18 protein-coding genes and 1 tRNA gene are annotated in these 18,641 nt (G+C 41.9%); 12 read left to right on the top strand and 7 right to left on the bottom strand.

Annotated elements, in window-relative coordinates:
• Positions 1-27: 27 nt before the first annotated feature.
• The 7 genes from QXL29_04215 to QXL29_04185 all read left to right on the top strand — a co-directional run bounded on the left by QXL29_04215 (position 28) and on the right by QXL29_04185 (position 7,907).
• Complete coding sequence (locus tag QXL29_04215) at positions 28-1,815, top strand: aldehyde ferredoxin oxidoreductase family protein (GenBank protein MEM2283797.1); 1,788 nt, start codon at positions 28-30, stop codon at positions 1,813-1,815.
• Between the two features lie 36 nt (positions 1,816-1,851).
• Positions 1,852-2,136: a MoaD/ThiS family protein gene (locus QXL29_04210; protein ID MEM2283796.1), complete on the top strand. Its 285-nt coding sequence runs from the start codon at positions 1,852-1,854 to the stop codon at positions 2,134-2,136.
• 59 nt (positions 2,137-2,195) lie between these two features.
• The gene (locus QXL29_04205; protein MEM2283795.1) at positions 2,196-2,402 is read left to right on the top strand and encodes a hypothetical protein; all 207 of its coding nucleotides are present in this window, start codon (positions 2,196-2,198) and stop codon (positions 2,400-2,402) included.
• A 214-nt stretch (positions 2,403-2,616) separates the two neighbouring features.
• On the top strand, positions 2,617-3,063 hold the full coding sequence (locus QXL29_04200) for an Lrp/AsnC family transcriptional regulator (protein MEM2283794.1): 447 nt from the start codon (positions 2,617-2,619) through the stop codon (positions 3,061-3,063).
• A 306-nt stretch (positions 3,064-3,369) separates the two neighbouring features.
• Positions 3,370-4,692 carry an aspartate aminotransferase family protein gene (locus QXL29_04195; GenBank protein ID MEM2283793.1) on the top strand — a complete coding sequence of 441 codons (1,323 nt, stop codon included), beginning with the start codon at positions 3,370-3,372 and terminating at the stop codon, positions 4,690-4,692.
• Entirely contained in the window at positions 4,689-6,170 is a 1,482-nt protein-coding gene (locus QXL29_04190; GenBank protein ID MEM2283792.1) for a CoA-acylating methylmalonate-semialdehyde dehydrogenase, read from the top strand. Before QXL29_04195 ends, QXL29_04190 begins: the two co-directional genes overlap by 4 nt.
• A gap of 96 nt (positions 6,171-6,266) precedes the next feature.
• Positions 6,267-7,907 carry a CoA-transferase gene (locus tag QXL29_04185; GenBank protein ID MEM2283791.1) on the top strand — a complete coding sequence of 547 codons (1,641 nt, stop codon included), beginning with the start codon at positions 6,267-6,269 and terminating at the stop codon, positions 7,905-7,907.
• 362 nt (positions 7,908-8,269) lie between these two features.
• Here QXL29_04185 and QXL29_04180 read toward each other — a convergent pair whose 3' ends face one another.
• Positions 8,270-9,259 carry a TIGR00269 family protein gene (locus tag QXL29_04180; GenBank protein ID MEM2283790.1) on the bottom strand — a complete coding sequence of 330 codons (990 nt, stop codon included), beginning with the start codon at positions 9,257-9,259 and terminating at the stop codon, positions 8,270-8,272.
• A 269-nt stretch (positions 9,260-9,528) separates the two neighbouring features.
• On the opposite strand from QXL29_04180, the gene QXL29_04175 reads away from it, so the two are divergent.
• Together QXL29_04175 and QXL29_04170 are read left to right on the top strand one after the other, a co-directional pair.
• On the top strand, positions 9,529-10,047 hold the full coding sequence (locus QXL29_04175) for a transcription elongation factor (protein MEM2283789.1): 519 nt from the start codon (positions 9,529-9,531) through the stop codon (positions 10,045-10,047).
• A gap of 587 nt (positions 10,048-10,634) precedes the next feature.
• Positions 10,635-10,802 (top strand): 50S ribosomal protein L40e, encoded by a 168-nt coding sequence (locus tag QXL29_04170; protein ID MEM2283788.1) that lies wholly within the window; start codon positions 10,635-10,637, stop codon positions 10,800-10,802.
• A gap of 34 nt (positions 10,803-10,836) precedes the next feature.
• Here QXL29_04170 and QXL29_04165 read toward each other — a convergent pair whose 3' ends face one another.
• On the bottom strand, positions 10,837-11,409 hold the full coding sequence (locus tag QXL29_04165) for a nucleotidyltransferase (protein ID MEM2283787.1): 573 nt from the start codon (positions 11,407-11,409) through the stop codon (positions 10,837-10,839).
• Between the two features lie 109 nt (positions 11,410-11,518).
• On the opposite strand from QXL29_04165, the gene QXL29_04160 reads away from it, so the two are divergent.
• Positions 11,519-11,612: transfer RNA gene (locus tag QXL29_04160), tRNA-Cys, on the top strand.
• Positions 11,613-11,730: 118 nt separating this feature from the next.
• Here QXL29_04160 and QXL29_04155 read toward each other — a convergent pair.
• The 5 genes from QXL29_04155 to QXL29_04135 form a co-directional block, all read right to left on the bottom strand.
• A complete protein-coding gene (locus QXL29_04155; protein MEM2283786.1) occupies positions 11,731-13,038 on the bottom strand; it encodes an amino acid ABC transporter substrate-binding protein in 1,308 nt (435 codons plus the stop codon).
• Between the two features lie 71 nt (positions 13,039-13,109).
• Complete coding sequence (locus QXL29_04150; GenBank protein MEM2283785.1) at positions 13,110-13,832, bottom strand: ABC transporter ATP-binding protein; 723 nt, start codon at positions 13,830-13,832, stop codon at positions 13,110-13,112.
• A complete protein-coding gene (locus QXL29_04145; protein ID MEM2283784.1) occupies positions 13,825-14,562 on the bottom strand; it encodes an ABC transporter ATP-binding protein in 738 nt (245 codons plus the stop codon). The genes QXL29_04150 and QXL29_04145 overlap by 8 nt, the downstream gene beginning before the upstream one ends.
• Before the next feature lie 20 nt (positions 14,563-14,582).
• The gene (locus QXL29_04140; protein ID MEM2283783.1) at positions 14,583-15,581 is read right to left on the bottom strand and encodes a branched-chain amino acid ABC transporter permease; all 999 of its coding nucleotides are present in this window, start codon (positions 15,579-15,581) and stop codon (positions 14,583-14,585) included.
• Positions 15,582-15,586: 5 nt separating this feature from the next.
• On the bottom strand, positions 15,587-16,474 hold the full coding sequence (locus QXL29_04135; protein MEM2283782.1) for a branched-chain amino acid ABC transporter permease: 888 nt from the start codon (positions 16,472-16,474) through the stop codon (positions 15,587-15,589).
• Positions 16,475-16,645: 171 nt separating this feature from the next.
• Between QXL29_04135 and mpgS the strand changes: the two genes are divergently transcribed.
• Together mpgS and QXL29_04125 are read left to right on the top strand one after the other, a co-directional pair.
• On the top strand, positions 16,646-17,809 hold the full coding sequence (mpgS, locus tag QXL29_04130) for a mannosyl-3-phosphoglycerate synthase (GenBank protein ID MEM2283781.1): 1,164 nt from the start codon (positions 16,646-16,648) through the stop codon (positions 17,807-17,809).
• A complete protein-coding gene (locus tag QXL29_04125; protein ID MEM2283780.1) occupies positions 17,784-18,629 on the top strand; it encodes an HAD hydrolase family protein in 846 nt (281 codons plus the stop codon). The genes mpgS and QXL29_04125 overlap by 26 nt, the downstream gene beginning before the upstream one ends.
• Positions 18,630-18,641: the final 12 nt, after the last annotated feature.

The following is an 18,641-nucleotide window of genomic DNA, read 5'->3' as shown; positions in this document are numbered from 1 at the left end:
ATATATTAAGATTATGGTGTGTAATCTATGATTTACTCAGGACAGACCATATTACGTGTTGATTTATCTAGTGACAGGATTGAAGAAGAAGAACTGTCTGATTCTATTGTTGAAAGGTTTGTCGGTGGTAAGGGGTTAGCAACCTACTTAATGTATAAGGAGATTAAGCCAGGTGTTGATTCATTCTCACCCGAGAATAAGCTTTATGTGTTTGGAGGTCCTCTAGCATTCATTTACCCAACATTCACTAGGACTATCGTCGCTTCTAAGTCCCCCCTAACAGGTTTATACTGTGACAGCAATGCTGGCGGTTCTTTCTCTATTGAGTTGAGGAGAGCTGGCTACATAGGAGTAGTTGTAGAAGGTAAGAGTGATAAGATGAAATGTCTAAAAATAACTAAAGAAGAGAAGAAGCTAATTGAATGTGAGTCTCTTAGGGGCAAGACTACTTATGAAGTTGGTGAAGTCTTTAGAGACTACTCAGTACTCACGATAGGTCCTGCAGGAGAAAACCTAGTGAGGTTTGCGAACGTCACTATAGACATGAAGAAGAACCCAGTCACTAGACCAGGAGTAGCTGGGCGTGGAGGACTCGGCGCAGTCATGGGTTCTAAGAACTTGAAAGCTATTGTGCTGAAGGGTTGGCTAAAACCTGATGAATTAGCTAAAGGCGTAGACAAGAACTTACAAAAAGATTTGATTAGCAGATACTTGAAGATACTTCAGGAGGACGTAGTGCCGGGAATAGGTGTTGGTGGCAACTTACCAGTATTTAGAGTGTCTGCTGAAGCAAAAATACTACCCGTTAAGAACTTTCAAGCAGGGTCTCACGAAAAGTGGGAAGAGTTAGCTGATGATGCGTGGGGCAGGATCACAGTCAATAGAATAACATGTCCTACATGCCCCCTCAAGTGCGGGACTACCGTAGTAGAGAATAGTTCCTCAACCGAGAGAATAGAGTATGAGACAGTAGCTATGAATGGCTCTAACTTAATGATAATTAGTCGTAAAGCGTTAGCGCAAATAAACACTACACTGAACGCTTTAGGAATGGATACAATAACTACAGGCAATATAGCGGCTTTTCTTATGGAACTAACTGAGCGGGGACTCTTAAAAGACTACGCGATTTCTTGGGGTGATTTAGAAGGTTACTTGAAGCTCGTGCACGACATAGCGTATAGGAGAGGTGTAGGAAACATACTTGCTGAGGGCTTGGCTAGAGCATCTAGAGTACTTAACGCTGAAGAGTACGCAGTACACATCAAGCAGTTAGAGATACCTGCATACGACCCGAGAGGAGTTGTAGGCATGGCGCTCGCATACGCAACAGCCGACAGGGGCGGAGACCACTTGAGGGCCTGGACTGTTGCTGCCGAGCTAACATCTAAGCTAACTCTAGAAGACCTCGTCAACTTAACCAAGTACCTCCAAGACAGGAACGCGGCTTTATGGTCTCTAATCGCGTGTGATAACATACCAGGAAATTCTGTGAGGCCGCCGGACGAGATGATCAAAATCTACATAAAGATGCTCAATACTCTCGGGTTTAGCTATGATGAGGAGAGCTTCCTCAAACTAGGCGAGAGAATCTACAACTTATCAAGACTCTTCAACGTTAGAGAAGGGGTCAGAAGAAAAGACGACTCACTACCGCCCAGATTCCACGAACCTAGAGGAGACACAGGGTGGGTAATAACTAGAGAAGACTTTGAGAAAATGCTTGACACTTACTACAGCAAAAGAGGATGGGATCACGACGGAATCCCACTTAAAGAGACTTTAGGCAGACTAGGATTACTAGAAATCATTTAATTTTTTAAACGGAAAATCAAGTAACTGGGAAACACTATGGCTGTAATAGTGCGTTTTTACGGAATGCTCAGAGAACTTGCCAGAGAAAAATTAGAGCTTAACATAAGCTCTAATGAGATCTCATTCTTAGACTTAATCAAAGAAATTCTGAAAGAGTACCCGCACTTAAGTAATTATATTAAGGTTAACGAGGAAAAAGTTGAAGTGAAAGGCGTTAGTATATTGGTTAACGGGAGACATATAATGTTTTTAGGCGGCGACAAAGCTCTAGTAAGAGATGGTGATGTAATAGATATGCTACCACCCCTGCACGGTGGTTAGTCTTTAAAACCTTACAAAATTGCTTTCAGGCTTTATATTGTGGTTGTTGAACTACTTTGATGAGAGTTGAAAACCCGCGAGAAATACTAGATGCGGGCACCAAGATCCTCATGAATACTCGTAAGGCTGGTGTAACCTCAAGATTAATACGGGAGAATAAAAGACGAGGCAATACACTAATCAACGTGAAAAGATATAAGAACCTAATCCCTGCTCCCACCAATAGCGTCTACAGGCAAGACGAACTATACAACGCTTTGCCTTAAACAGCACTGATAATTCCTATCGTTGCGTAAATTGACTTATTTGAATTTAATCTCTATGAACCAAATTAGAATTTTAAACTTATTCTAAAGAGCTCTAGGTTTGCTTTAGGTATAATAGTTTTTGTTACGGTTAGATACTACTGGACATTTTTTAAGTTTAGAAAATAATATCATAGGGGGTTAGACAACGAGTAAAGTGAATAAAGATGAGAAGTTGGATGAGATCAGCCTAAAGATACTACGATGTATTCAAGAAAATCCAAAGATACGCATTAGAGACTTAGCTAACAAATTAAATATTCCTAAATCAACCGTTTACTACAGAGTAAGAAAGCTAGAAGAACTCGGCGTGATTAAAGGATATAACGCTATTCTAGATAGCGAGAAGTTAGGTTTTGAGTATCTCGTGATTATACTCGTTAGAGGGAGGTATGGTCCTAAATATCACGAAGAGATAGGAAAATTTCTTAGTAAGAATCCCTACATACAAGCCATATATTACGTACTCGGCGAAACAGATTTTGTAGTCATAGGTAAGTTTCCCTGTAAAGAAAAATACATGGAATTTCTTGAATCATTGATTAACTCACAATTTATCGAAAGATCCTCTACTATGGTTATAGCTAAGGTCATTAAGGAAGACTTTAAATTAAACATATAGATAATCTACACTCAAGACCTCCTGCTTAAACCTATGACTTCCGTGGACGCTATTCAGTATTTAAAAGTCAAAAATTTATGAAATCCTGTAATGTTATAATCTTGACTTTTACTTGATTTAAGTTCGTGCTAAAAATGCATATTTCTATGTTGATAGAGTTTCTTTTTAATTTAATTAATAGAGCCTTAATATTCATTTACGGTTAGACTTCATCTAATGCATAGGTCGCGTCTTTTAATATAAGTTTGATTTAGTCATTTTCTAGAAATATTAATGTTTAAAAATTATGTTTCCTGGTGGTAAATTATGCAGTTAGATCCTTACCTAGACCTACGTAACAAATACGTCATGAAAGGTGCCGCGATATATCATCCAATAACTATCGAGAGAGGGCAGAACGCGTTACTTTATGACGTTAACGGTAGGGAGTACCTAGACTTCACTTGCGGTATAGGCGTGACTTCTCTAGGGCATGCTAACCCGGAATTAATTAAAGTTGCTGAGGAGCAGTTGAGGAAGTTATGGCATATTTGTTTTATGGTTGCTAATTATAAACCCTACGTGGAGCTTGCTGAGAGGCTAGCTAAGATAGCTCCCGGAACTTCAGAGAAGCAGGTGCTACTACAGAATAGCGGTTCTGAAGCAACTGAGAACGCTATAAAGATTGCTAGACAAGTAACTGGTAAAACCGTAGTAGTCTCTTACGAGAATTCCTTCCACGGTAGAGGTACTTACGGGTTTGCGTTAGCGGCTACAGGTAAGTACAAGCCTTACAAGGTTGGGTTAGAGCCTATGATGCCGGGAGTTGAGTTCGTCCCCTACCCGTACTGTTATAGGTGTCCATTCAGGCACGAGTACCCGCATTGTAGTTTAGCATGCTTAGACTACATCAGGAAGTGGTTCATATACGCTAGAATACCTCCAGAAAGAATAGCTGCCTTCATTATGGAGATGATTCAGGGGGAAGGAGGCTTTGTAGTGCCTCCAACAGATTACGTCAAAGAACTTAGAAAATTCCTTGACGAGAACGGAATACTATTGATAGATGATGAGGTTCAGTCAGGCTGGGCTAGAACAGGGAAGATGTGGGCAGTAGAACACTTCGGCATCGAACCTGACATAATGATCACAGCTAAAGCCATAGCAAACGGTCTACCACTCTCAGCTATCATTGGTAAGAAGGAAATTATGGAGAAAACATATACAGGAAGCTTTGGAGGCACCTACGGTGGAAACCCGGTATCTTGCGCCGTAGCTCTTAAAGTAATAGAGATAATACAGAGAGATAAGCTAGTTGAGAGGGCTGAGAGACTAGGTCAAATAATGAAGAAGAGACTCGAAGAAATGCATGAAAAATACGAGCTCATAGGAGACGTAAGAGGTTTAGGAATGATGCTAGCCATAGAGTTAGTTAAAGATCGTAAGACTAAAGAACCGGCTATAGAAGAAGCTTCAAAAGTCATTAATAAGGCCAGAGAAAAAGGCTTACTACTTCTACGTGCAGGCTTAGTTCTGAACGTAGTGAGACTTCACCCGCCGTTAACTATTGAGGAGGAACTACTAAATAGAGGTCTGGACATTTTAGAAGAGTCCTTGAGAGAGGTAGAGAGTGAGGTGAGACAAAAGTGAGTCTTCTACAACCTCCTAAAACAAACTACGGTAAGATGAAGTTATTCATAAATGGTAGGTGGGTTGAGTCATCAACCGACAGATATGTGTCAGTGTACGACCCGGGAAAAGGTGAAGTCATAGCTGAGATGCCTTTAGCTACTAAGGAGGAGGTTGACGCGGCTATTGAGGCTGCTTACGAGGCTTTCAAGTCTTGGAGCAGGATGCCTGTCCCCGACAGATTACAGTATATCTTTAAGATGAAGTATTTGATGGAAGAAAATAAAGAGATGCTTGCTCGAGTAAACACACAGAACCACGGCAAAATCATTAGAGAGTCGCGTGGTGATTTAAGGAGAAGCATAGAGAATGTTGAAGCAGCTATATCTGTAGCTTATTCTCTGGCTAAGGGCGAGTACCAGCAAGAAATCGCTAGAGGGATTGATGAAATACTCATAAGAGAGCCTCTAGGAGTCTTCACTATAGTAAGTCCTTATAACTTCCCTATAATGATACCGTTCTGGTTCATACCCTACGCACTCGCCCTAGGAGATACGTTAGTAGTTAAAGCTAGTGGGACTACACCACTACCTCTTATGGTAACTCTTGAAGTACTAGCTGAGGCACTCCCACCCGGCGTCCTCAACATCGTGTATACTGATCACGAGATAGGAGAGTATATGGTGACCCACCCAAAGGTTGAAGGCACCGCATTCGTAGGGACTAGCTCCGCAGCGTTAAGACTTTATGAATTGTCCGCGAAACACGGTAAGAGATTCCTAGGCGGTGGTAGTGCCTCAAACTACGCCGTAGTCATGCCTGATGCAGACCTTGAGAGAACGGTGCATAACCTTAGAGATTCTAAATTCGGCAATACAGGTCAGAGATGCCTAGCTATACAAAACATAGTCATAGTAGGTGATGACAACTTCTACAATAAGTTTAAGAACGCGTTCGTGGAGCTAGCTAAGAAGATCAAGATAGGTTATGGACTCGATGAAACGTCAGATATGGGTCCCATGGCGAGCAAGAAGTACAGAGAGAATGTAATCAAATGGATTGAGATAGGCTTGAGTGAAGGAGCTAAGTTAGTCTTAGATGGAAGAGAATATAAGAACCCTGAATACCCGAACGGCTTCTACATAGGGCCCACAATACTTGAAGAAGTGACACCGGACATGAAGATAGCTCGTGAAGAGATATTTGGTCCAGTAGCTAACCTACTAAGAGCTAAGAACCTCGACGAAGCTATTGAATGGATAAATAACAACAAATACCACCATTCAGCAGCTATATACACCAGAAGCGGTAGGTGGGCTAGAGAATTTACACACAACGTTTATGTCGGGAATGTAGGCGTAAACGTAGGTATAGCTGCACCAGTAGGTTGGTTCCCCTTCGGCGGTAAAAGACTAGCAGGTCTTGGAAGTCACCACCCACAAATGGACGTAGTAGACTTCTTCACAGACAGAAAGATAGCCATAATGAGATGGTGGTAAGTCTTAATCTAAGTTAATTACGTGTTTTTGATTCCTGTTCAGATTTCTCTTAGCTTTCTTTATAAGCTAAGTTAATGATACCTCATAGGTGATTGTGTGTTTAATAAAATTGTTAAACCTGAGGAAGTCTTGCGTCGTGTGCGAGACGGCTCGGTTATTGCTGTGTCAGGTTTTAACATGATCGCTACACCGGCGTATTTAATAAGTAAGCTTTATGAGACGTACTTGACCTATGGTCATCCGAGAAACTTATTTATCATTGCGGAGACATGTCCTGGAACTCCAGGCAAGGGCTTAGACCTTGTTGGGAGGAAAATAATTGAGAATAAAGACTATGATTTCTTAAGAGGAGTCTTAATACCTTTTTATGGTTGGGTCCCTAGCATTGCTAGACTAGTAGAAGAAAACGTTATTGAGGGGTATAACTGGCCTATAGGTATAACTTCGCATTGGTTTAGAGAGGTAGCTGCTGGTAGACCAGGAGTTCTTACTAAGGTGGGTCTAGGTAGCATGTTTGACCCTAGATACGGCGGTGGTCTAGTAAATAAGTTAGCTGAGGAGAGAAAGACTTGCAGGGTAGACTTGATTGCTATAGATAACGAAGAATACCTACTGTATAGGTGTCCCAAACCTAATGTTGCGCTAATACGCGGCACCACCGCAGATGAAGCAGGTAATATATCTATGGAGCATGAGGGCGCGTTACTTAACGTGTTAGCAATAGCTCAATCTGTTAAAGCATATCCTGAGAAAGGACTAACCATAGCTCAAGTTAAGAGGGTAGCTAGAGTTGGTTCTATAAGTCCTAGAAGCGTTCATATACCTGCACCACTAGTAGACTACGTAGTAGTAGCTCCTGAATCGCTAGAGTCTCACGGGCAGACAGACACTATCTTGTATGACCCCACAATATCTGGTGAGATAATACCACCCGAGAAATCACTGAGGTCTTCTGCCTTACAACTAGGTGTTAGGAAAGTCATAGCTAGGAGAGTAGCTCTAGAATTAGCTTCTCTAGTAGCTTCTCTCGGGAGACCGGTATTAGTGAATCTAGGTATAGGAATACCTGCTGACGTAGCCTCAGTCATTGCTGAAGAAGGCATTGACGAGTTTATATACACAACAGTTGAGTCAGGCCCCTTTGGTGGAGTAGCTTTAACAGGCTCAGACTTCGGAGCATCTAGAGGATACTTCGCAGTAGTGCCTATGGCAGACATGTTCACTAATTATGAGGGCGGAATAATAGATGCTGCATCTTTAGGATTCATGCAAGTAGACAAGTCAGGTAATGTAAATCCTGCTTTCCTTCCTGGAAGAATGCCTGGTGCCGGCGGATTCCCAGTCATAGCGTTCGGAGCCCCCAACTTATACTTCGCCGGAGAATTTACAGCTGGCGAAAGAAAAATAGAAGTCTCAGAAAATGCGTTAAAGATAATCAAAGACGGCGACATAAGCAAGTTTGTTGAAAGAGTCTACAAGGTAGTATATAATGGAAGTTACGGCGTCGAAAAAGGACAGAAAATTCTTTTCGTGACGGAAAGAGCCGTATTCAGGCTAGGAAAAGACGGAATAGAATTAATTGAGATTGCTCCTGAGGTAGATATAGAGAAAAATATACTTGCTAAGATGGAGTTTAAACCTAGAATACCTAGCAACGTCGAGTACATGAGTAAAGAATTATTCAGTGAAAAAACACTGAATCTAAGAAATTTAGTGCTTGACGCTCTGAGAAAGTAAAGCAAGCTGAGCTTATCTTAGCAGTGGTTTACAGAGCCTTGTCTCTCGTCGACAACTCATCAGCTCATAGACTTCGAACTATCCAAACACTTAAACTTAATCATTTTATATACTAGGTAATTAATTCTTGGAATCCATAGAAACAATCCCAAACAACTAGAAAACCAAAAACAAAATAACCTCAGACAATCCTCCCTGCGAAGACTATGCTCAAATAAAACTTGCAGAAATCTAATCAACAGACATTATCGTGATTCTCATTAAGTCTTTAAGCAAAGACAGGTTTAGGCGTCAAAATTTTACCGCCAGACTTTTTGAAATGTTATCTGCTTTGTCAGATATTGATTCTAATTCCGCAACTCCTAACTTCTAGGAGAGAATCTTAAGTAACTACTTCTATTGTAAGACGGCTTGCTTACTCCTAATATGGTGAGTAGTTCGCAGGCCATGCAGTAATTTCTTCCGTATGCTGTTGGCTCACCACATATAGCGCATCTCGGTAGTTCAGGGTAATTCACGTAACGACTTACGTGCTTAGCTAATATCGCGTCTATCCTCTCTATCAAGTTGAGTAGTGCGCCAGGCTTTTCCTTCTCAAGCTTATACAAGTATTCCCTAATCTTAGCTCTGAGTGAGGGAAAATACCTGAGGTAGGGGCAGTCTGTTGTCTGGAACTCATAATCTATTAAGTGTGCGTAGATAGCTACCTCCTCCTCATATATTTTTCTTAGTGGCTTTACTTTACGTACGAAAAGCTTACTCAACATGGGACCGTTTGGCAATATCTGAACAAGCCTGAAAAGATCGCCTCTAAGAATATTCAGGATGATCGTCTGTGCTTCATCGTCTAAATTGTGGGCCGTCAAGACCTTAGTAAATCCTAAGTCTCTAGCTACCTCATTAATTGCTTTCCTCCTAAGCACGCCACAGAAGGTACAGGGACTTACCCTAATGTCTTTATTGAACCCTAAACTAACTAGTTCTGTCAAGTTATAGCCCACGTAATCTTTCAGAGTCAAGACTATAACGTCAACGCCGTTTACGTTAGCTAATCTTCTAACTTTTTCGACGTCTTCTAGCCTATTATAACCTTCTATTCCTTCAACAATAGTTACTACACCTATCTTGGAGGGGTCATGTAATCTGAGAATTATGTCTAGGAGTACGTAACTGTCTTTACCGCCTGATGCCGCAATTAATAATCGGTCATTGTCTGAGAACATGTGGAACTTCTTAATTTCTCTCTCGACTCTAGATATTACGTCTTTTATGAAGCAATCTCTGCATAAGACTCTCCCAGTATGCCTCTGCATCACTACGGCATCGCGCAAACCACACACAACACACTTCATTAGAGAGTACCAACTTCAGGTGGTGTTGCGAGTTATTAAGCTCTTCTCCAACAACTCGCTCAAACTACGCAAGACAGGGACACTAAGCCTAGAACATAGAGTAGCATCCTTACCGCTTCTGAAAGCCTCGCACTTTAGGGCTGGGAGGAGGTCAGTATGACATCCCCGCTCCAAAAGACAAGGCTTTCAGTTATAAAAAACTTATTTAAATAGGATTTATCTGATTTATTAATGAATTAGTCAGAAGGATTTGGGAGTGCTGAGAAAAGTTGAGGATCCCGCTAGATGTGCTGTGTGTGAAGACCGGGGTGTTGTGTCCTAGATGTCAGTCTATAGTTAGAGGAGGTTCCGTAAGAGAGTATGAGGTAGACGTAATGAGAGAGCTACTCGATTTAGAGGAACTCACCGATTTCAAGTTTCTGAAAGACATGGAATATGTGCGTAGCGTAATGGGTGAAGGAGCTCTAGTAGTTATACTGCAAGACACTAAGAACAACACGCCAGACCCTAGATCGCTGAATAAACTGAGCTGGATATTAAGTGAGAGACTGAAAGTCAAAACCAAAATAGTAACTAACACGAGAGACCTGAAAGAAATCGTGAAGCAACTAGTTTTTCCCGCTCGGATAACTAGCGTCAATACTATATGGTTGCCTGACGGAACAGTAGAGTACGTAGTTAGAGTACCTAGGTTCGAGTTAAGGAACCTTCCATTCAAGAGGAGAGAAATCATAGAGGATCTCTTAACTCAGATAACAGGCAACGTTGTTAGGATAAGAGCCGACTAACAGATCGCTTCTTATCTTGAGGTTTTTGTTTGTTTCTCTGTGGTGATTAATCAAGGTATCCCTGAGCCCTTCCCCACGAACTGCCGTAAGTCTCGGAAACCCTGAACCACCACATTCACAATTTTCACAAACCCTAGAAAAAACCAAAAAGAAACAACCACCCAACCCTCTTAAAGAAATCCCGTACATAATTATTAAACTAAACTTAAACTGTGTTTGAAAGCCTCGCTTTAAAGAGTGGGGAAGTCAGTTTTAGTGGTTGCCCGTGCCCATTAGCTATGCTATTTTAGTTATTTTGGTTGTTTTGGTTTTTCTGGACACGGGTTCATCCCACCTGTTTGTCCCCGTTCTCCCCGCTTACGGCTCCAGGGAGTTGCCGGATCCCAGTCACTAAAAACTCAGTTATTTATATACCTTAATATGTCGATTCCTGAAACCCGCGGAAATAACCCAAACAACCGAAAAACCAAAAACTAAGTAACACGCAGACAGTCATGTCTTCTGATTAGAACGCTAGAGGCTTCGCTCACTGAGAGTCGTGTTAACGCTTTTTAAGTCTTGTTTAAAGAATCTATTAAGGTGTCAAGATGCCGATAACAGACCCTGAAGCAATGAAGATCGTTGAGGCGAGAGTACTTAATAAACTCGTCTGCAGGAGATGTGGCGCACTAAACCCTCCGGGAGCTACTAAGTGCAGAAGGTGCAGGAGTAAGTCTCTAAGACCTAAGAAGAAGAAAATAGGTGTTAGAAAGTAGCTTAGATTGATGATTAAGGAAGCTTAATCGTAAGTTAAATCTTTATGCTTACGGTGTTGAGCCTCCGCATAATTAGTTTTTGTTCGTCTTCATCAAATAAATTCAGTCTCTCACTTAAGATCTTGAAATCTACTTTTAAGTCTTTACTTTTAATGAGGTCGCTAATATAGCTTAACGTCTCCATATCTTGTTCTCTGCCAGCTCTTGCTTTAAGTATTATGTAGTCTTCAATCTTGAGTACTCTCACCTCAACTTCCCCGAGTTTCAAGGTTTCAGCTTCCTCCAGCATTTCAGGGGGCACGTAGAAGTCATGTATATTCTCGTACAACTCTACCAACACAACGCACTCACTGCTCAAAGCACACTCAAGACTAGGAGTGCCCCACTCAGTACTACCTACTTGACAACCAATTTTTTCAGCCACCTTAAAAACAATATCTTCATCGAATACTGGAGAAAGAGTCGTAGTGAATAAGTCTACATCATCTTCTAGCTCCCTCAACTCTAGTCTTAGAGCATACACTGTGCTACCGATAATAACCCCCTTAATGCCTCCGGCGTCAAGCCTCTTCAAAACCTCGGCTAAACAGCCAACACTATAAGGCAATACACACACCTCATTATACATTCAGTTAAGAATACGTTACCTAGTCTTAAATACTGCTTCACACAAACTATCATCAAAATTTAAATTTTTGGTAATCACTACTTAATTGGCCGGGGTGGCCGAGCGGTCTAAGGCGGCGGGCTGCAGTGGTTCAGTAGTCGATACCCGTTATCTCGCGGGTTCGAATCCCGCCCCCGGCTCCACAAGCTAACCGTTCAATTACTCTTGTTAAGAATACTAAGTAAGTATTGCTTACTGTTTAAGCAGAAAAAATAAAAAATAAATTTTATTAATATTCTTGGTTAGTTTCTTCTAATATTTTTATGGGAGTGCTTGCGCACCTTGTCTCTTTTCATCCCACGTGGGTATGGGGTAAACTGGTTGCGATGTAGCGATTTCCGGAGGCCATATAGCCACAAATTTGCCTCCCTGCCACTGAGATAGTATTTCGATATGAGCTATTTGCTTTCCGGTAATCGGGTCTATCTGATAGAGCCCATAGAAAGTAGCTAGCTTCATAGTGTTTAGCGCGCTCCTGACAGCGCTCTGATCGAGACTCTGTGCTTTCTCTATAGCTCTAGCTAAGACTAGTATCGCAGCAGCGCCAGCACCAGCATGTTCTGATGGGAACTGGCCTGGATCAGCTACTTGATTATATAGTTCAAGGAACTTATCCTCAGTAGGTCCGAACCACTCATACCCTAAAGCCTGAGCGTCATCAGGAGTGTAAGAGGCACCATACGTCCACTGATTAGTTCCTGCCCATCCCTCAGCTAAGTTACCTAGAGCGTCTCTAAATGATTTGAGACTGGGGACGAAACCCATGATCATGAGCTTAGCGTTTATGTTGAGTTCGGCGAGTTGCTGAGCAGCTAGTATGCCGTCGGCTTCGTGAGGACATATAATGATCACATCAGGTTTTTTCGCAGCCATCTCTGTGAATATTGGGGTAAAGTCTCTAATATCTATTGGATAAGACTTATTAAACACTACACTTAAGCCAAGTTTTCGGGCTTCATCGAGAGCCCCCCTAGCTAAGTACCTATTATGCTCATCTTCCTTGAATATCACTGCTATCGTGGCGTTGGGATCTAAAGTTTTAATCATATTTATTGCGGACCTCATCTGATAGCTAGAGTGTGTTGAAACCATTACTAGATTCTTATAGCCTTGCTCATGTATTACGTCACCCGTGCCCATCCAGTTAATCATAGTCTTATTGTATCTGGCAGCTACGGGAGCCGCAACCATCACTAAGGGAGACCCGTAAGGACCTAGCAAGAAGTCTACCTTATCAACGTTAATTAATTGCTCATAAAGACTTGATACAAGCTCTTTATTAGATTGATCATCATAATACTTCAACTCTATCTTCACAGCCTTATTACCTATCTTAATACCACCATAAACATCATTAACCCACTTAATAGCTGCTTGAATACCCCAGAGACCCTGATGTGAAGCGTAAGAGTATGCTCCCGAAAGCCCTAAAGTCAAACCGACCGTTATCTTGTCAGGTATTTCCGTAGTTGGTGTGGAAGGCATCATGACAAAGTACCAGTAGAGCAATCCCGCAACTACTACGACAACAAGTATTAGTGCTATAATTACTGTTGGTTTCAAAGCCATGGAACACCACAATAAGAATAAGAATCCTGGGGTTAATAAACTTGATTGAGACGTCTTGAAAATCTCGAGTGTTAGAGACCTAAATACTTATACAGTAGCTCATCTCTCTCGAAGTCGCTCTTTAGCACCTCGTGTTCGATCCTCCCCTGATTTATTAAGTATATCCTGTCTGCCACACGCGTAGCAAGTAAGACTTTCTCCTCTACTAGCAAGACTGAAATGCCGAGCTCTTTACGGAGCTTAATAACTGTTTCAAGCACCTCGTTAGCAAGCTTAGGTGAGAGCCCTAACGTCGGTTCATCTAACAACAATATTTTCGGGTTTGTCATCAAGGCTCTCCCTATAGCGAGCATTTGTTGTTGCCCGCCACTTAGCGTTCCGGCTTTCTGAGTACGTCTTTCTTTTAAGATAGGAAATAAACTATAGACTATCTCAATAATATTTTGTATCTCCTTATTTCTCTTGATGTTGTAGAGGTAAGCACCCATGATCAAGTTCTCTTCGACAGTCATATTAGGAAATAACTTCCTTCCTTCAGGTACTAACGCAATCCCTCTCTTTACTCTCTCGTGTATTGGAAGTCTAGATATCTCCTCATTCAAGAGTTTTATAGACCCTCCCCAAATCTTTAGAAGACCTATGATTGATTTGAGGAGTGTTGTTTTGCCGGCACCGTTAGGACCCAATACCGCGACTATCTCATTTTTATTGACGTTTACAGTAGTACCCCAAAGCACTTGAACTCCTTTATACCCAGCTTCAATGTTTTCTGCTTTGAGGATTACCTCACTCATACACCTTCCCCAAATATATGTCTCTCACTACTTCACTATTAAGAACCTTGTCTGGAGTGTCATCCATCATCACTCGACCTTCATGCAGGAAAACGGCTCTTTCAACATACTTTAACACCCTCATGACGTGTTCTACCAGCGCCACTACAGATATATTCTCTTGCTCTGAGATCTTAACAACTAAGCTCATTATCTTATCAACTTCTGCTGGTGGGATTCCAGCCACTATCTCGTCAAGTAGTAATAGCTTTGGTCTGGGAGCTAAAGCTCTAGCTAGCTCTAATAACTTCTTCTCAGGTGATGTCAGGTTCAGAGCCAGCTCGTCTCTCTTGCTATGTAAACCAACCAGAGATAGGATCTCCTCAGCTCTATCTCTAGCTTCCTTAATGCTCTTTATGTCTTTAGAGAATAATGCTCCGACAACAACGTTATCTAAGACAGTCATTCCAGCGAAGGGTCTTGGTATCTGGAAAGCTCTAGATATACCGATATACTTCCTCTTGAATGGCGGTAATTTAGTGATGTCCTTGCCTAGATAGAATATCTTTCCAGAATCTAAGCCAAAAACGCCGCTTATTGCGTTGAAGAGTGTTGTTTTGCCGGCACCGTTAGGACCTATTATAGCTAGCTTCTCACCCTCCGCGATAGTCAAGCTAACGTTATTAAGTGCTTTGATACCGCCGAAACTCTTTGAGACATTCACGAGTCTCAATAATTCTTTTCTACTCATTTCTCTCATCCCCAAACTTACTACATGAGTAGTGACTCAACTGTACTCCCCCTAAACTTCCTCTTAAGCCATCCAACCACGCCGTAGGGGAACACAACACACATTACCATGAGAGCCGGAGCTAAAGCTAGTAGTTGAAGTCCTGGAAAACTTACTGTGAGCATGTACTTTAGGACACCATACACTAAACCACCTACTACAGGTCCTGTGACTGTGCCTAAGCCACCAAGCATTGATATCACTATAGCCTCAACAGTGTAGGAGACTGCGAACGCCTGTGGAGGATATATAGCAACATCTCTAATCATCTTAGCAGCTCCTAACATACCGGCGAGCGTAGCGCTAATCACGAAAACGACAAGCTTATACCCCACCACGTTTACGCCCATAACGTTCGCTGCTTCCTCGTCTTCTCTTAAAGCAGCCAAGCCATAACCTAGCCTAGACCTGACTACTAAGTATATGCACATTATCGTAACGACATATACTGCGAAGATAAGGTAATCAGCAAGGTCTGTAGTAACGAAGATAAATGTTTCGTAGTTGTAAGCCTGTATTAAGTCACTAGCTATTATGAGACCGCTACTACCACCCCAGATCCCAGTTCCTTCTATTAAATTCTTAAGTCCTTCGTTAAGACCTATAGTTGCTATAGCGAAGTACGCGCCCTTCAACCTTATACTTATCCACCCAACTGCTAAGGCCAGGACTAACGCGAGCGCCCCTGCTACAGCAAAACTGCAAACAAGAACTACTCCTAGGTGTGGGGGATTAGGAGCTGAGAGTAGATACTTTATAGTTGCTCCACCGCCGTACATGCCTAAAGCGACGAAAGCCACGTAACCAAAACAGACGTAGAGAGTCAAGCCTGTGAATAAGTTGAAGACTTCACTAAGTGCTATGTAGAAAAATAATATCGATATGATCTGCCTAGTCTCTGGAATTATGGCCCTGATAAAAAGTAGCGTAACCGAGAGTAGTAGTAAGAGGAGTAAAGACCTGTGAACTCTAAGATTCACTACCCTCACCTCTTCAAAAGTCCTTGAGGTCTTATTAGGAGCACTAATAATATCATCGCGAACGTCAGGAATCTTGTCATAGAGAAAGGATTCCCAACATTAGCTAGTGACAGCGTCATGTAAGAGAGGTTCTCGAAAACGCCGAAAAGCAGACCCGCTAAGAAAGAACCGAAAGGTGACGTAAGACCTCCCAAAACAGCTATCGCAAAAGCTCTAGTAGTGTAGAGGTCACCCATATAAGGCTCTATACCACCTGAAACAAACAGGGTTGATAAGGCTCCACTAGCAACAGTCAACCCGAGCGCTATAGCTAGACTCAGTGCGTAAACTCTGCTCACGTTAACCCCACATAACGCAGCCCCTTCAGGGTCTTCTACGACGCTCCTAATAGCGTTTCCAGATTTAGTCCTAAATAAGAAAACATAAAGTACTAAAACTATTGCCGCACTAATCACACCTCCAATAACGCGTGTTAAGGGATACTCATAACCGAATATGTTGACACTCCCTAAACCCAACGTAAACCCTCTTGGTGAGGCCCCCCAAGAAAACTTAGCTATTTCCTGCAAGAAAATGCCGAAAGCAAACATTATGACTAGCGAGATTAATTCGGGGCCGCCAAGTACGCGTGATATAAGACCTTGATACAGTATTAATCCAATCAAGAACCCTACGGCGAAAGCTAGGAGAGCCGAGATCAGTGGAGAGAGTCCAAACAACGCGAAACCCCAGTAACTAATGTAAGCCCCAATCATCACTAAACTCCCATGACCGCTATTAAGAATTTTTAAGATCCCGAAAGTAAAACTGAGACCGACCGTAGCTAGCCCGTAAAAAGTTCCTAACATGATTCCAGTAACAGTTGCGAATAGGACGTATTCAGCCGTTACCAAAGTATCACCACATATAAGAAAACTAGGATTTCCCCCTTATAAATATTACCCATTACACGTCATAACTCAGATGAATGTGGTCGTAAATAAAAAGAAGAGTAAACCCTCCCTTATTCTGAGTGTTACACAAAATTTTAAATTCTGTACACCCGATAGTATGTGGGGGTTAGGTTGCTTATTAGGTATCCGTTTAAGTTTGAGACGTACGGAGCTGTCAGAATATATGATGTTACTAGAACGGTCTCTCTCTACGGTATTGACTTTGAGAAAAGGCACGGCGCATTCGGCTTAACTTCTGAGAACTTAACTAGGATTGCCGAATCAACAGCTATAGTTGTTCCTGTCAAAGACGAGGACCCCCTAGTTTTAGAGGGTGTTCTCCGTGCTGTTCCCCTACACTCTCCTCTCATCGTGGTTTCTAATTCTTCAACCAAGCCTCTTGACGTCTACTCTAATGAAGTCGACATAGCTAAGAATATTCACCAACTATCAGGGAGGTCTGTAATAGTGTTACATCAGAAAGACCCACTCATAGCGGAATTACTCAAGAGTGAAGTTCCTGACCTGATAGACGAGTCTGAAGGACTGGTTAGGGATGGTAAGGGCGAGGGTCTCTTAATAGGTACTCTAGCCGCTGAAGGTATTAACTCTAAGTATGTTGGATACGTAGACAGCGATATTTACATCCCCGGCGCTGTACTCGAGTATTCACTAATCTATTACACAGCCCTAGCAATGAGTAGGTCGCCCTATAAGATGGTGCGTATTTCGTGGGGGTTTAAAGGCTGGTACGGAGAAGAATTCCTTCTGAGGCGATGGGGGCGCGTATCTGCCGTAGTAAGTAGCGTGCTCAATAACGCTCTCTCGAAAGGGAGAAAATTCGAGACAGACATAATAAAAACCAGTAATAGCGGTGAACACGCTATGAGTATAGAATTAGCAAAAATACTGGGCTTTGCTTCGAAATACGCTATAGAGACATATGAGCTAGTACACCTGCTCGAGACTTGTTACATCGGTTTGAGAGAAGGCTTGTGCAGTGCTTTACCAAACACCATAGACATACTACAGGTAGAGTCTAGGAATCCGCATCTCCACGTACAGAAAGGAGAACTACATATCTTAGAAATGCTGGCAGAAAGCCTAGGAGTTATATATCACTCTAGGCTAGCAGACCAATATATTAAAAACTCAATACTCAGGATATTGAGAGAATTCTCGTACGAAGAAGAACCGCCTAAACCCAAAACTTATGAGTACCCAAAAATAAACGCAAGAAAATTTCTTGATGAGATACTGTCAAGGAGTGATGTCTCGATTGCACACGGATTTTAGACTTAGTGGCAAGGCAATAATAATTACAGACATAGACGATACTATGTTGCCTATAACCCAGGAAGGTTCTGTAGGAGAATTAAAAAATTTCTTAAGTAAGTTAAGGATCTTAGGAATTGAGGTTATACCGGTAACCTTTAAGACGTTTGTCGAGATTAAAGAGTTGATGAGTAGACTAAACTATAGCTTCACAGCGTACATTATTGAGGGGGGCTGTGCCATACATGCTGTTAGTGGTTTCCTGAAGTGGAGCACTAGATACTCATTCAAAGATTATGATGTATTAGAACTATGTAACAACATAAGCCTTTACGAAGAACTACTAACACACATAGAGAAAAACTCTAACTGTCTTGAAAAAGCCTTAAGACTAACCAAAGCAAGACCAGATAGCATTTCAGAAATTCTAGGAATACCCACAGACTTAGTTAAGTTATCTCAGAAGAGGTCCTATAGTGAGGTCTTCATAACTCAGCACGCCCCGTGCAGAGACTTCATAACTTCAGCAGTCAAGAACACAAATCTCAAGATAATCCAGACTAGGAGAGCAGTGCACTTACTAGAGGTGAATAAAGACATAGCAGTGCGTTCTCTTCTGAAACTAATTAACACCGTAGGTCGGGAAACACCAATTATAGGAGTAGGCGATAACCCAGCTGATGAAGGAATACTGAGCAATTCCGATATACCAGTTATAATATCTGAAAATAAGGTAGAGTGGTTTAAAAATGCCTACTATATAAGAGGTCCAGGAAGACCTCCTTATTCATGGATTAGTGCGGTGAAGCGTGCTTTAAGAATTGCAGGAATATATCTTTAATACTGAAAGCCC

The organism is Zestosphaera sp. (genome assembly GCA_038843015.1).
Lineage (GTDB): Archaea > Thermoproteota > Thermoprotei_A > Sulfolobales > NBVN01 > Zestomicrobium.
The sequence above is the reverse complement of the archived record's forward strand: the minus strand, read 5'-3'. Positions and strand labels throughout refer to the sequence as shown.